Genomic DNA, 14,478 nt, shown 5'->3' on the forward strand with positions numbered 1-14,478 from the left:
ATTTAAGTGCCTTCTAAAACAGATGGAGGAATTTCTAAGGGTCCATTACCAGCATATCTATCTAAGTATAGATAGATATGCTGGTGTAATGATCCGGGTAACAAACTGAGGCCAAGCGGCTGACGTAGCTCTGCTCCTGCACCAAGACCTAGGGCAATAATAGGAAGGGCGCCCATTAAGCAGCGATCGTAGTCATCATGAATTGCTTTTTCTGGTGTCATACCTTGATTGTGTTGGGCATCTAACGCAAAGTCAATCATCAAAATGGCATTCTTTTGCATAATACCAATCAACAGTAGGATACCAATTGCCGCAGAAGGTAAGCCGGCAACAAGAGTAAGGGATGCATATAGCTTTCGTACAAGACACCTAGCAATATATAGAGAACAGCTAGTGCCGGCAAAAGCAAGATTACTTGACCTGATTGGTTATCCTTAAAGACTTCTGCGTCAACGCCCCATAGCTTGTAATAATCGCAGGCGGTACATCCACTTCTTTTACAAACCGGTCTATCGCTTTGCTTGCGTTTCCCAGAAAGACATCAGGAGCCAAGTTAAACGAAATGGTCGCTGCAGGAATTTGACCTGGATGATTTACGGCAGTAGGGCCAATAGTGCGTACGAAGCTGGCCAAACTAGCTAATGGAATTAGTTTATCTGTGGCTCTACCGCGTAGATAGACGTTATTTAAGTCAGTCTCAAAGAGGCGATCATCTTCTGCAGATTCCAATATAACATAGCAGGTATTGACGGGGGTAGAAATTGCAGAAACCTGACGCTCTCCAAACGAAGAATAGAGGGCGGTACGGATATCTGCAATGGTTACTCCGGCGCTAGACGCTTTTTCACGATCGATTTCAATTTTGACATTTAATCCCTTAAGCTGTGAATCACTTGTCACAGCTCTAAAGATGGGATCAGCCCGCATTTTCTCGAGCAACTTATCAGCCCATTCATTGACGCCTTCGAAACCAACGCTTTGCGGGGTAAACTGATCGCGACTTTTACTGCTCCGACTGCCCAACTGAAGATGTTGAACTGGTCTCATATATACCTGAATACCCGGGACCTCTCTAAATTTAGCTCGTAGTCCTTCCATTACCTTGCTCATCTTTTAGCGTTCACCTTTGGGCTTGAGGATGATGAAGAATCGTCCTGTATTGCGCCCCGAGCTCTTTGTCCGCTACCCAGAATCGAAATAGATGTTTCTACGTTGGGATCACTCGCTGCCTGATCTTGTAATGCAATCATCGTTTTAAATGAAGTCTCTTCTGAGACCGCAACAGTAATGCGCAGTTGTCCGATATCTTCTGCAGGAAAGAAACCTTTGGGGCTGTAGACAAACAAAAGAATCGTTGCAACAAAACTCGCAATAATGTCCAATCAAAAAGTCGGTCAAACTTCTTGGTAATTGCATGCTCCTTGATCTGATGTCCTGGCTTAGGCAAATATCGACTGCATAACATGGGCACTATCGTTAATGAGACTACGGCTGATACTAGAATGGAAAGAGTCACAACTACCGCAAATCCTCTAAGCAAAAGTCCAATCGGCCCAGCCATAAAAAATAGCGGAATAAAAACTGCAATCAAAGATAATGAAATGGAGGCAATCGTAAAGCCCACTTCTTTGCTACCTTTAAGTGCAGCCTTTAATGGATCCATACCTTGCTCAACATAGCGCATGATGTTCTCAAGAACAACAATCGCATCATCAACAACAAACCCAGCTGCCAAAGTTATTCCAAGTAAGGAGATATTGTCTAGGCTATATCCAAAAAAATAAAAGACAAAAAAGGCGCCTATCAGCGAGATAGGCAAACTGATAGATGAAATGATGGTGTCAGATAAATGCTTTAAGAATAAAAAAATTACCAATACGACTAGTGCTATGGTCAAGACTAGAGTGATCTTGACGTCATGGATAGATTCAATAATGGAAAGGGAGCGATCGTTCACAAGAGTGAACCGAATCGGCTCTGGCATTTGAGCTTTTAAAGACGGAAGTAATTTTTTAATGGCCGCTACCACTTCAACAGTGATTGCGTTAGGTTGCCTATTAATGCCAATCGCTATTGATCTTGCCCCTTTTGGGGGAGGCAAATGTTTTCACATCGTCATAGCTTTCCTGGAAATCGGCAACATCTTTTAAATAAATAGGGCAACCATTGCGCTGGGCAATGATGAGATTGCCAAATTCTTCAGCCTTAATAAGCTGTGGGTTTGCATAAACCGTGATTAATTGCCGTGGACCATCTAAAGTGCCGACAGGGCTATTGGTATTTGCTTTATTTATCGCTCTGCAGCAACCTCATCCATGGTGAGGTTGCGATTTTCCAAAGCATCAGACTGAACACTCACCCTCACTGCATAACGCTTGGCACCGTATACAGAAACTTGGGACACTCCTGTAATAGTCGATAAATTAGGCGCCATTAGATTTTCAGCATAGTCATTCATCTCTGAAAGAGATGATCGATGGAGAACCCATTCTTACAATCAAAACCGGCGTATCAGCCAGATTCATTTTCCTGTATGCAGGAGGAGGGTTAGTCATTTCTATTGGAATGACGTCTTTGAGCGCGCAAAAGGGCTGCCTGTACATCTACTGCTGCTTGATCAATGTCCCGATCATTATTAAATTCAAGAGTGATGCTAGTTGAGCCTAGGGTATTTGTCGAGCTGATAACCTTAATACCATCAATGGTTGCAAATTCTTTTTCTAGGGAAAGAGCAACTGCAGAGGCCATGTTTTCTGGAGCAGCTCCAGGGAGACTGGCGGAAATCGAAATGATTGGTGTATTGAAACTAGGAAGGGCTGCAACTGAAATTTTGAAATACGCCACACTTCCTGCGATCACCGTAGCAATAGAAGGGAGCACCGTCATTACGGTGCCGTCTGATGCATAACTCAGAGAGCGTCATGTTTTCTCGGTTGCTGAAGTATTGTTACTTGTTGCACTACCTTTTCCTTGCTTGGACTCCCGTACTTTGTTGTCATTCCGTAAGTTCTGCTTACCTTCTACCACCACTCGATCTCTTGCTTCTATGCCAGTAATGACGGAGTTGCCTTGATATTCATATGTTTTTTACTGCTATCCCCCAACCATATTCACCGTCATTGCTTCCCCATCAAGCTGATTCCCTAGCATGATGGGAATATGCTTTTCTGGAATAACAAATTGAACATTAATTGGATTTAATTTGGTAATAGTGAGCATCGAGCCTACGCTTGCGGTTGTTGTAGAACTGGTGGGAGTTGAAACAATATTGCTGGCTTGAACTAAAGATCCGGGGAATACATTCACAATACCTGCCCGACCATCAATAGGGAGCCTGATGTAATCAAAGGAAAGTTGGACCTCAGCAGCACGAGCTGAGGCTTGAGCTGATGTTGCGTTAGCAAGACTGGTCTCTACCATCCTTGACATGAATTTTGCTGATCGTATTGGTCACCATGGGTCGTATATCCACAATACTACTCGAAATAATGGTACCGGTAGATTTGATAATTAGTGGAATATCCTTTTTTCCGCCACCATACTTGTGATCGTTTGAGGGCCACCGGATGTCTTACTAGCAGGGAAGAAATAGTCGTATGTCTTAGAGCCAGCGTATAGCAGAATCAGTACAAGCAGAATTCGCCATTTGAAACGCTTCACAAAAGTTTTAATTGAGACGTAATCGATATTTTTGAGGTTACTCAAAAATGGTGACAATTTATTTTTGACACAGCCTCGTTTTCTTGTTTTATCTGGGTTTAGCACAGGTTTAAGGGCCTCTAAGGCAGATTCATTCTCTCACCCGATGTCTAAAAATCGGGTGTCCTTTGGCTCTGTGTTTCAAGCCTAGGGTAAACACTCTTCGACGCCTTTATTTGCCAACCGGTCTGCGAGCTCATTTCCGGGATGGCCGTTGTGACCTCTAACCCAATGCCAAGAAAGATTGTGGTCTGGAAGGAGAGAGTCTAGCTCTTGCCACAAATCAGCATTTTTGACAGGCTCTTTATTAGCAGTTTTCCAGCCTCTTTTCTTCCATCCGTCAAGCCATTCTGTTACCCCTTTTTGAACATATTGGGAGTCGGTCCACAGCTCAACTGTGCTAGGCTGTTTTAGTGCTTTTAAAGCAAAAATAACAGCACATATTTCCATGCGGTTATTGGTAGTAAGCTTTTCACCGCCATGTATCTGTTTTTCATGGTTACCAGAACGCAATACCGCTCCCCAGCCTCCAGGGCCCGGGTTTCCTTTGCAGGCGCCATCGGTATAAATCACGATATGTGGGTGTTTTGAATGAGGCATATTTGTAATTTACATCCTATTGATGCGCTGAATAGGTTTCTGAATATGGGCTCTTTCGGCCGCAGGACTCAGTGGTTTTAAGGCGGGGATTCTGGCTAATGACGCAGGGCCAATTAGGCGAATGCCTTGTTGGCGTTTGATTGCGGAGACTAAAAATACCGCCCCAAAAATAGGCCACCAGCGATTCCCCATTTTTTCCAAAAATTCCATCTTCCGCATTGCTGATTCGCTCTGTAATGGAAATTTATAGCAACCAAAATGGCCTCTATCTAGAGAGAAGTTTAGTAGCTTTAGCCAATCTTTAATCCGCAAAAGACCAATGAATTGCCCATCTCTGGGAAGGTAGGGGCTACCAATTAATCTACTTAAATACTGTCTAGCACCCCACAAACTGGCTGGATTGAAGCCGGAAATGATCAAACGACCCTCAGGGCGCAGAACGCGATCAACTTCACGCAAAATTTGATGAGGATCTGCTGCAAATTCCAATACATGAGGCAGGACTATTAAATCTAAAGTGTCATTCCCGAAGGGTAGCTCTGCGGGGCCGCCTTCAATTAAGCGCCAGTGATAATGAGACGCATAAGCGGGATTGTCATTGGCATGCATCAAAATGGCATGCAAAGGCATCCGGTTCTCGCTAAGAGTATTTATCTGGGGGAGACCGATTTGTACAGCATGAAAACCAAAGACATCAGCCACAATTTGATCGAAACAGCGTTGTTCCCAGCCCAAGACATAACGGCCCGGGGATGATTGGAGCCACTTTTCCCATGAGCTCCAGGGTGGAGGTGGCATCTGAGAGGGGATGGGTGGGGTTGGTATCATCGGTTTATAGATAAGAATACTTTATTGCAAGTTTGGCCCATACGAGCCTTTGATGACAACTACATCTGGTGCATACACGACGGCAAATCTGCTTTAGTGGTTGACCCAGGTGAATCAAAGTCAACCATGGAATATCTCAAACTAAATAGCTTGACTCTCAAAGGAATTTTAGTCACTCATCATCATGCCGACCATACTGGGGGCATTCTTCAGTTATTAGAGTGTTTAGGTTCAGACATACCAGTTTACGGGCCGGTTGGTGACAATATCTCGGGCCGTACTGAAATAGCGATGCAGAACGATAAAATTGAAATCGAATCGCTTCTTCGTATCAGCTTAAAAGTTTATGAAGTTCTTTAAGCCACATCGCGTATTTTGCGAATATATAAGCCAATGTCGTTGAATCTATGCTCTTTTGTGGCGATACCTTGTTTGCATCAGGTTGTGGTCGCTTATTCGAAGGAGCCTCAACTCAGATGACTGAATCAGTGGCAAAGTTTGCTGCCTTACCAAAAAATACTCTGGTGTTTTGCCCGCATGAATACACCTTATCTAATATCCATTTTGCTCTTGCTGTCGAGCCCAACAATTTGAATTTAATCTCATGGGCTGAGCGAGCTAAAGCATTACGGGATCAAAGCTTGCCAACTCTTCCCACCACTATTGGTCAAGAGCTTCAGGTAAATCCGTTCATGCGTTGCGATCAATCTGAGGTCATTGCTATTGCCAAGGAGGTTTCTAACCAAGCTGATCTCCTAACTCCAGCACATGTGCCGGCGGTAATCCGCGCCTGGAAAGATCGATTCTGATGCGTTGTTTAATGTATGCGGCAATATTCATTGCTGCTTTGCTAAGTGGTTGTGCAAGTACGGGTGATTGGTCTTCCGATATTCCAACAAAAGCCAGTTCAAAGTCATCTAAAGCTACCCGTGTCAATCTCAAAAATCAGTCTGTTAGTAAGATTTATGCACCTTCGGATAATTTATGGTTACGCATTCGCGATGGCTTCCAGATGGAAGCAATGAACACGCCTCTGGAGATTGAACAAGTTCGTTGGTTAAGTGCGCGTCCAGCCTACGTACATCGCTCAATGGCGAGATCCTCAAAATATTTGTTTTACATTGTTCAAGAGGTGCATGCCCGCAATATGCCAACCGAAATTGCACTTCTACCTTTTGTGGAGAGCGCATTCGTAACAAATGCTAAATCCAGTGCGAAAGCTGTTGGTTTATGGCAGTTTATGCCTGCAACTGGTAAAGCCTTTCGGCTGACGCAAAATGTATTTAGAGACGAGCGACGTGATGTCGTGCAGTCAACCGACGCAGCATTAGATTATTTGCAACGTTTACATAAACAATTTGGTAGCTGGGAATTGGCATTGGCTGCATACAACTGGGGGGCCGGTAATATTTCCAAAGCGCAGAAGCGAAATGCTGCCGCTGGTTTGCCAATTGATTATGAGAGCTTGACTGTGCCTCGTGAGACTCGCAATTATGTTCCCAAGTTGATGGCATATCGTCAAATTGTTTTAGATCCTCAGGCGTATGGCATCATTTTGCCTGAACTCGAGAATCATCCTTATTTTGTTGCAATAGAGTTAGATAGTGATATCGATGTCGCACTAGCAATCAAGTTGGCTGAAATTCCTGCTGACGAGTTTCATAGTTTAAATTCTTCATTTAATAAGCCGGTCATTCTGAGTAATGCCAATCAACAGATGCTCTTGCCATTTGCCCATGCAGAAATCTTTCAAGAACATCTAAAGCAATACAACAAGCCTCTGTCTTCATGGACGGCTGTTCAGATCAGAAAAACAGAAAGTGTTGATCAAGCTGCAAAAACCTTGGGTGTAGATGTTGATACGCTCAGAGAGGTCAATGGAATACCTAAGGGAATGCGTATTCGCGCCGGCTCCACTGTCATCATTCCAAAAACAAGTCGTCGCCCCGGTGATGTTCCTACCGCTATAGCTGAGAACGCTAGCCTAAGTTTAGAAAAGCCAGCGCCTGCTGTCCCAAAATGTCCCAAATCAGCAAAAGGCGCAAAGCATGGGGCTAAGCCTGTGAAATGTGCGGCACCAACAGTCTCTAAGGGTAATTCTTCTGTAAAAAATGCTGCCTCTCAGCATAAATCCGCATCGACAACGCTTGCAAACTCTGCGAAAAATGGTAATGCGGCTCTAACCAGTAGCAGTAGCGCTAGCAAAAGGGCGAATACAAGTCAGTAATTGCAGCAACTTTTTTAAAAGAAATCAGGTTGACCATGTCCTATAACGCACATCACGAACGCTCAATTAAAGACCCAGATGGATTTTGGGGTGAGCAAGCTCAATTAATTCACTGGGAAAAGCCAGTTGACAAAGTTCTCAATTATGACAACCCCCATTTGCAAAATGGTTTGAGGGTGGTTTAACCAAACTTTGCTAAAATGCAGTGGATTGATACCTCAAGGATCGACCTAATCAAATTGCACTTGTGGCTATTTCCACAGAGACTAACCAGGAAAAGGCTTATACATTTAAAGAGTGATACGAAGAGGTTAATCGTATGGCTGCAATTTATAAAGTCAATGGCCTTAAAAAGGGTGATCGGGTTCTAATTTATATGCCCATGATTGCAGAGGCATTGTTTTGCAATGCTGGCATGCGCGCGCATTGGCGCTATCCACTCTGTCGTATTCGGTGGCTTTGCATAGCCTTGCATCTCGTATTGATGATGCCAAACCAAAATTAATTGTTACAGCTGAAGTCGGTGCTCGAGGTGGTAAGGCAGCGCCATATAAGCCGCTCCTTGATGAGGCAATCACTTTGGCTGAGTACAAACCTGAAAAGGTATGGATTGTGAATCGTGGCTTAACTGAATTCACAAGTGTTGCCGGGCGTGATTTGGGCTATGCAACTGAATGTCAGAAGCGCTTGAATGATTTAGTGCCGATTGAGTGGGTTGATGCAACGCATCCTTCGTATATTTTGTATACATCAGGTACTACCGGCAAACCAAAAAGTGTGCAGCGTGATACAGGCGGCTATGCAGTAGCGCTTGCCGCCTCGATGAAACATATTTTTACCGGCAATGTTGGTGAAACCATGTTCTGCACATCTGATATTGGGTGGGTTGTTGGTCACAGCTACATCATTTATGCGCCTTTACTCTCTGTCCTGTTCTCTGCGCCAACAGCTACATGGTTCATGGTTCATGGTTCATGGTTCATGGTTCATGGTTCATGGTTCATGGTGCGATTAATACGCCTATTGTGGATCACTACTGGCAGACAGAAACTGACTGGCCAATGTTGGTCATTCAACGTGAAATTGAAGTAATGCCACATAAGTTTGGTTCGCCTGGCTTTCGGTTACAACATGAAATTGCTGGACGAGGCTACCTCCGAGGAATTGGGCCTAGATCAGAAAGGCGTTATTGCTATTGAAGGCCCATTGCCGCCAGGATGTATGCAAACTGTTTGGGGTGACGATAAACGTTTTATTAGTACCTATTGGGAAACTATCCCAGGTAAGTTGATTTACTCAACATTTGACTGGGGTATCAAAGATAAGGATGGTTACTTCTTCATCTTAGGGCGTACAGACGACGTGATCAACGTTGCAGAACATCGCCTGGGTACGCGTGAAATTAAGGAAAGTATTTCTAGTCATCCAAATATCTCTGAGGTAGCCGTAGTTGGCATTGAAGATAACCTCAAAGGTCAGGCCGCAATTGCGTTTGTGATACCTATAAGATGCATCCAATACTGCGACGCTTGAGGCTGAATGCATGAAGACGGTAGGTAGCACTCTTGGTGCAATTGCCCGTCCAGGAAGAGTCTATGTTGTTACAGCTTTTCCTAAAACTTGCTCTGGCAAGATTGTGCGTCGCGCGCTGCAGGTGGTAGCCAAGGGCAGAGATCCCGGTGACATTAGCACCATGGAAGACCAGTCTGTTTTGGCTCAAATTTTGCTTTATTTTTCTATAGGTGGCTCCCCGGGTGCAACTGCTCGGCGAGCCAAACTAGGATAGGAGCTAATCTGGTATGGTTGTTAAGGGTTTACGAGCAAAAATGGTATAATTTCACGGTTCGAAACGAATTAAATTACCCTAGCGCTTAAAGACACTCACCTCCCGCAAACATACCCTCGGGTTGGTCTTTTTGAGGGTTTTGAGCGTCGGATGGAGCAGGGACTGGAGATGGTTTGTCACCCTTGCTTCCTTCTTTTCCTCCCGCCGTGTTGGCTCTCGCCGACGGTACTTTATTTCCCGGATTCAGTATCGGCGCCCCCGGCGAGACAGCTGGTGAAGTTGTTTTCAATACTGCCTTAACAGGTTATCAAGAAATCATTACCGATCCCAGTTATGCACGCCAAATTGTTGCCTTGACATACCCTCATATTGGAAATGTTGGGGTTAATGTGCAAGATGCTGAATCAGATCAGATACATGCTGCTGGTTTAGTGGTAAAGGATTTGCCTAAACGCGTTTCCAATTTTCGCTCCGAAGGCTCCTTGGATAATTACCTTACTAAGGCCGGTGTTCTTGGTATTACTGGTATTGATACACGTAAACTCACCAGAATTCTGCGTGACAGGGGCGCTCAGTCAGGCGCTATTGTTGCTGACAATCTCGGAGATAGCTATGAGACTTTGGGCAATAAGGCGTTTGAGCTTGCAAAAGCATTTCCAGGTATGTCTGGCTTAGACCTTGCAAAGGTGATAACTACCAAGAAGACGTATGAGTGGCGTGAAGCAGAGTGGGATCTTCATGGTCCAAATGGAAAACCAGCTTACAAAACTTTGGATGCGAGCAAACCAACAAAGAAGGTTGTGGCCTACGACTTCGGCGTAAAGAGAAATATTCTGCGGATGCTTACTGAACGTGGTTGCCAATTAACAGTAGTGCCCGCACAAACTAGCGCTTCTGAAGTGTTGGCTATGAATCCAGATGGAGTGTTCTTCTCAAATGGTCCTGGAGATCCTGGTCCATGCGATTACGCAATTGCTGCTGCAAAAGACATTATTGAGAAGGGTGTGCCAACTTTTGGCATTTGCCTTGGACATCAAATTATGGGTCTTGCGGCGGGTGCAAAAACTGTGAAGATGAAATTTGGTCATCATGGAGCTAACCATCCTGTCAAAGATTTAGATACTGGTCGAGTTGCAATTACATCTCAAAATCATGGTTTTGCTGTTGATGCCAATACCTTGCCGGATGATATTTGTGTAACTCATGTCTCATTATTCGATGCTTCTCTGCAGGGTTTGGCTTGGAAGAACAAGCCAGCACTCTGCTTCCAGGGGCATCCTGAAGCCTCACCTGGTCCCCATGATATTGCCTATTTATTTGATCGATTTGTGGAGCTAATGAATGCTGCCAAGAAGGAGGGCAAATAATGCCTAAGCGTAGCGACATTAAAAGCATTTTGATTATTGGCGCTGGTCCAATTGTGATTGGACAAGCCTGCGAATTTGATTATTCGGGCGCACAAGCTTGTAAAGCATTGCGTGACGAGGGATACAAAGTTATTCTAGTGAACAGTAATCCTGCAACCATTATGACTGATCCAGAGATGGCTGATGTCACCTATATCGAACCGACTACTTGGGAAGTGGTTGAGCGAATAATTGCTACTGAAAAGCCAGATGCGATATTGCCAACGATGGGCGGACAAACAGCCCTGAACTGCGCTTTAGATTTGCATCGCTATGGCGTGCTGGAGAAATATGGTTGCGAGCTGATTGGGGCATCTCCAGAGACAATTGATAAAGCAGAAGATCGTCAGAAGTTTAAAGATGCCATGACCAAAATTGGTCTTGGCTCTGCAAAGTCTGGTATTGCGCATTCTATGGATGAAGCTCATGAAGTTCAGCAGCGTATCCAGAAGGAAACTGGCAGTTTAGGCTTTCCAGTGGTGATTCGTCCTTCGTTCACTATGGGTGGTTCTGGCGGTGGTATTGCTTATAACCGCGAGGAATTTGAAGAAATCTGTAAGCGCGGTCTTGATTTATCTCCAACCCGCGAGCTCTTAATTGAAGAGTCATTGCTTGGTTGGAAAGAGTTTGAAATGGAAGTTGTACGTGATCGAAGCGATAACTGCATTATTGTCTGCTCGATTGAAAATTTAGACCCGATGGGTGTACACACTGGGGACTCTATTACCGTTGCTCCCGCGCAAACTCTGACAGACAAAGAATATCAAATCATGCGCAATGCATCGATTGCCGTTCTAAGAGAGATAGGCGTCGATACTGGTGGATCAAATGTACAGTTTTCTATTAATCCGATTGATGGAAGAATGATTGTTATTGAGATGAATCCACGAGTCTCTCGTTCATCGGCCTTAGCCTCTAAAGCAACTGGTTTTCCAATTGCTAAGATCGCGGCCAAACTTGCTGTTGGATATACCTTAGATGAATTGAAGAATGATCTTACTGGTGGCGCTACACCAGCATCCTTTGAGTCTTCAATTGATTACGTAGTTACCAAAATCCCTTGTTTTGCATTTGAGAAGTTCCCACAAGCAGATTCTCGTTTAACCACTCAGATGAAATCAGTTGGTGAGGTGATGGCTATTGGTCGTACCTTTCAAGAATCCTTCCAAAAAGCCCTTCGTGGTTTAGAGGTTAGAGTCGATGGTCTTGATGAAGTATCAACAGACCTTGATGACATCATTAATGAAATTAATGAACCTGGTCCAGACCGTATTTGGTATCTAGCTGATGCTTTCCGCATGGGCATGGGGCTTGATGAAATTTATGCTGAAACCAAAGTTGATCCTTGGTTCCTTGAGCAAATCGAAGAATTGATTAATATTGAGTCTGAATTAAAGCAACGCAAGATCGATAGTTTGACTGCGCCTGAGTTGCGCTTTGTAAAGCAAAAGGGTTTTTCCGATCGTCGCTTAGGTAAATTGCTGGGTATTGATGCTGCGTCTGTTCGCGCCGCCCGTCATCGCTTGAAAGTATTGCCCGTATACAAGCGGGTTGATACTTGCGCTGCCGAATTTTCTGCCAATACAGGCTATATGTATTCAACCTATGAAGCAGAGCACGGCGAGTGTGAATCCCGTCCAACCACTAAAGAAAAAATTATGGCGCTAGGCGGCGGCCCAAATCGCATTGGTCAGGGTATTGAGTTTGATTACTGTTGTGTTCATGCTGCCTTGGCCATGCGTGATGACGGCTATGAAACCATCATGGTTAATTGCAATCCTGAAACAGTGTCAACAGACTATGATACGTCTGACCGCTTGTACTTTGAACCATTAACACTTGAAGATGTGTTGGAGATTGTTGCTAAAGAAAAGCCGAAGGGCGTAATTGTCCAATATGGTGGCCAAATACCTTTAACGTTAGCTTTGGATCTTGAGCGTAATGGTGTGCCCATTATCGGCACTTCACCTGACATGATTGATGCAGCAGAAGATCGTGAGCGTTTCCAAAAGTTATTGCAAGATCTTGGTTTGCGACAGCCACCCAATCGCACAGCGCGCACTGAAGATGAGGCGCTAAAGCTAGCTGAAGAGATTGGCTATCCCTTGGTTGTTCGTCCATCCTATGTGTTAGGTGGACGCGCAATGGAAATTGTCCATGATGGTCGTGATCTAGAGCGCTATATGCGTGAAGCTGTAAAGGTATCGCACGATTCACCTGTTTTATTAGATCGCTTTTTAAACGACGCGATTGAATGTGATGTCGATTGCATTAGCGATGGAATAACTGTTTTTATTGGTGGCGTTATGGAGCATATTGAGCAGGCCGGCGTTCACTCTGGGGATTCAGCTTGCTCTTTGCCCCCTTATTCTTTATCAGATAAAACTGTTGAAGAGATTAAGCGGCAAACCGCAGCGATGGCCAAAGGTTTAAATGTGATTGGCCTGATGAATGTGCAGTTTGCAATTCAGAATGTTGATGGCGAGGATGTCATTTATGTTCTTGAAGTAAATCCGCGCGCATCACGCACTGTACCATTTGTATCTAAAGCTACAGGCTTGCAGTTAGCAAAAATTGCTGCTCGTTGCATGGTTGGCCAATCCTTAGCTCAGCAGGGCATTACCTCAGAAGTGAGGCCACCCTATTTTTCAGTTAAGGAAGCGGTATTTCCATTTAATAAATTCCCTGGAATTGACCCCATTCTTGGGCCAGAAATGCGTTCGACTGGTGAAGTCATGGGAGTCGGCAAAACCTTTGGCGAAGCTTTGTTTAAATCCCAGTTGGGCGCTGGGGTGAAGTTGCCGAAGAGCGGTACCGTTCTTTTGACAGTAAAGGACAGCGATAAGCCTAAAGCAATAGAAGTAGCAAAGTTATTACATCAATTGGGTTTCCCGATGGTTGCTACCAAAGGTACTGCGGCAGCCATTGAGGCTGCTGGATTACCTGTAAAAGTAGTGAATAAGGTTAAAGATGGACGTCCCCATATTGTTGATTTCATCAAGAATGGGGAGATTTCGCTCGTATTTACTACCGTTGATGAGACGCGAACAGCAATAGCCGATTCCAGATCAATTCGCACTTCGGCACAGGCCAATGGTGTAACGTATTACACGACAATCAGCGCGGCTCGTGCTGTTATGGATGGATTGCTTGCTTCGCAAAATGGCAAGCTCGAGTCCCTTGAGGTCTATTCTTTGCAAAACTTACATCGGGCGCTTATTTAATCTAAAATCACCTTTCATATGCGTAATTTTGCGCAAGAATTTAAGTTAGGTGAGTAGCATGAGCACAATCCCGATTACAAAGCGCGGCGCAGAACTCCTAAAGGAGGAGTTGCACCGCCTCAAGCACATTGAGCGTCCGGCTGTAATTAACGCTATTTCAGAAGCACGCGCTCAAGGCGACCTCTCAGAGAATGCTGAGTATGATGCCGCCAAAGAAAAGCAGGGCTTTATCGAGGGACGCATTCAAGAGTTGGAGGGCAAGCTTTCTGCCGCTCAAATTATTGATCCTGCAGCTCTTGACGTGTCAGGGCGTGTAGTGTTTGGCGCCACCGTAGACCTTGAGGATCTTGAGGACGGGACGCAATTTACTTATCAAATTGTTGGTGATGATGAGGCGGACATTGCTGCTAGCAAGATTTCAATCAGCTCACCAATTGCTCGTGCCTTAATTAGCAAAGAAGAGGGTGATGTAGTTGCTGTTCAGGCTCCTGGTGGTAATCGTAAGGTTGAAATACTAGCCGTTCGTTACGTGTGATGTCTTTGCAACGAGTCCAGAGAATATTTAGTCTGATTTCAGGAGTCTGAGTTGGAAGTGTTATCTGTGTAGGCTTTTTAGTAGCCTCCATTCTTTTTTTAAGACAGACAGGTTCCTGGCTTGGGTGCCAGGCCTTTTTAAAACCACAGCCTATATTGGCGTCCTTCTCAGCA

The 14,478-nt window shown here is 44.6% G+C and carries 9 protein-coding genes and 2 pseudogenes; 7 read left to right on the forward strand and 4 right to left on the reverse strand.

Annotated features, from left to right (window positions below):
• Window positions 1-2: 2 nt before the first annotated feature.
• The 4 genes and pseudogenes from DXE31_RS08085 to DXE31_RS08100 form a co-directional block, all read right to left on the reverse strand.
• Window positions 3-2,923, reverse strand: a pseudogene (locus DXE31_RS08085) (efflux RND transporter permease subunit).
• A 170-nt stretch (window positions 2,924-3,093) separates the two neighbouring features.
• Window positions 3,094-3,429 carry an efflux RND transporter periplasmic adaptor subunit gene (locus DXE31_RS10620; RefSeq protein ID WP_197712210.1) on the reverse strand — a complete coding sequence of 112 codons (336 nt, stop codon included), beginning with the start codon at window positions 3,427-3,429 and terminating at the stop codon, window positions 3,094-3,096.
• A 417-nt stretch (window positions 3,430-3,846) separates the two neighbouring features.
• Window positions 3,847-4,299 carry a ribonuclease HI gene (gene rnhA, locus DXE31_RS08095; protein WP_114698428.1) on the reverse strand — a complete coding sequence of 151 codons (453 nt, stop codon included), beginning with the start codon at window positions 4,297-4,299 and terminating at the stop codon, window positions 3,847-3,849.
• 9 nt (window positions 4,300-4,308) lie between these two features.
• On the reverse strand, window positions 4,309-5,097 hold the full coding sequence (locus DXE31_RS08100) for a class I SAM-dependent methyltransferase (protein WP_231969477.1): 789 nt from the start codon (window positions 5,095-5,097) through the stop codon (window positions 4,309-4,311).
• Between the two features lie 54 nt (window positions 5,098-5,151).
• Here DXE31_RS08100 and DXE31_RS11625 point away from each other — a divergent pair, with 54 nt between their 5' ends.
• From DXE31_RS11625 to greA, 7 genes and pseudogenes are all read left to right on the forward strand, one after another.
• Complete coding sequence (locus DXE31_RS11625) at window positions 5,152-5,487, forward strand: MBL fold metallo-hydrolase (protein ID WP_231969478.1); 336 nt, start codon at window positions 5,152-5,154, stop codon at window positions 5,485-5,487.
• A gap of 47 nt (window positions 5,488-5,534) precedes the next feature.
• Complete coding sequence (locus DXE31_RS11630; RefSeq protein WP_231969479.1) at window positions 5,535-5,936, forward strand: hydroxyacylglutathione hydrolase C-terminal domain-containing protein; 402 nt, start codon at window positions 5,535-5,537, stop codon at window positions 5,934-5,936.
• A gap of 11 nt (window positions 5,937-5,947) precedes the next feature.
• Window positions 5,948-7,354: a transglycosylase SLT domain-containing protein gene (locus tag DXE31_RS08110; RefSeq protein WP_231969480.1), complete on the forward strand. Its 1,407-nt coding sequence runs from the start codon at window positions 5,948-5,950 to the stop codon at window positions 7,352-7,354.
• Between the two features lie 35 nt (window positions 7,355-7,389).
• A pseudogene (locus DXE31_RS08115) lies at window positions 7,390-9,140 on the forward strand (AMP-binding protein).
• A 182-nt stretch (window positions 9,141-9,322) separates the two neighbouring features.
• Window positions 9,323-10,507, forward strand: a complete 1,185-nt coding sequence (gene carA / locus DXE31_RS08120; protein WP_114698686.1) for a glutamine-hydrolyzing carbamoyl-phosphate synthase small subunit — start codon at window positions 9,323-9,325, stop codon at window positions 10,505-10,507.
• Window positions 10,507-13,770 (forward strand): carbamoyl-phosphate synthase large subunit, encoded by a 3,264-nt coding sequence (gene carB, locus DXE31_RS08125; RefSeq protein WP_114698431.1) that lies wholly within the window; start codon window positions 10,507-10,509, stop codon window positions 13,768-13,770. The genes carA and carB overlap by 1 nt, the downstream gene beginning before the upstream one ends.
• Window positions 13,771-13,828: 58 nt before the next feature.
• A complete protein-coding gene (gene greA / locus DXE31_RS08130; protein ID WP_114698432.1) occupies window positions 13,829-14,305 on the forward strand; it encodes a transcription elongation factor GreA in 477 nt (158 codons plus the stop codon).
• The last annotated feature ends 173 nt before the right edge of the window (window positions 14,306-14,478 follow it).

Origin of the sequence: Polynucleobacter necessarius, from assembly GCF_900095185.1 — a bacterium.
Classification (GTDB): Bacteria; Pseudomonadota; Gammaproteobacteria; order Burkholderiales; family Burkholderiaceae; genus Polynucleobacter.

What these genes read in the sequence shown, in the direction of transcription:
- DXE31_RS10620 (WP_197712210.1), bottom strand. Translation starts at nt 3,429, where the DNA reads ATGTCAAGGATGGTAGAGACCAGTCTTGCTAACGCAACATCAGCTCAA.
- rnhA (WP_114698428.1), bottom strand. Translation starts at nt 4,299, where the DNA reads ATGCCTCATTCAAAACACCCACATATCGTGATTTATACCGATGGCGCC.
- DXE31_RS08100 (WP_231969477.1), bottom strand. Translation starts at nt 5,097, where the DNA reads ATGCCACCTCCACCCTGGAGCTCATGGGAAAAGTGGCTCCAATCATCC.
- DXE31_RS11630 (WP_231969479.1), top strand. Translation starts at nt 5,535, where the DNA reads ATGCTCTTTTGTGGCGATACCTTGTTTGCATCAGGTTGTGGTCGCTTA.
- DXE31_RS08110 (WP_231969480.1), top strand. Translation starts at nt 5,948, where the DNA reads ATGTATGCGGCAATATTCATTGCTGCTTTGCTAAGTGGTTGTGCAAGT.
- carB (WP_114698431.1), top strand. Translation starts at nt 10,507, where the DNA reads ATGCCTAAGCGTAGCGACATTAAAAGCATTTTGATTATTGGCGCTGGT.
- greA (WP_114698432.1), top strand. Translation starts at nt 13,829, where the DNA reads ATGAGCACAATCCCGATTACAAAGCGCGGCGCAGAACTCCTAAAGGAG.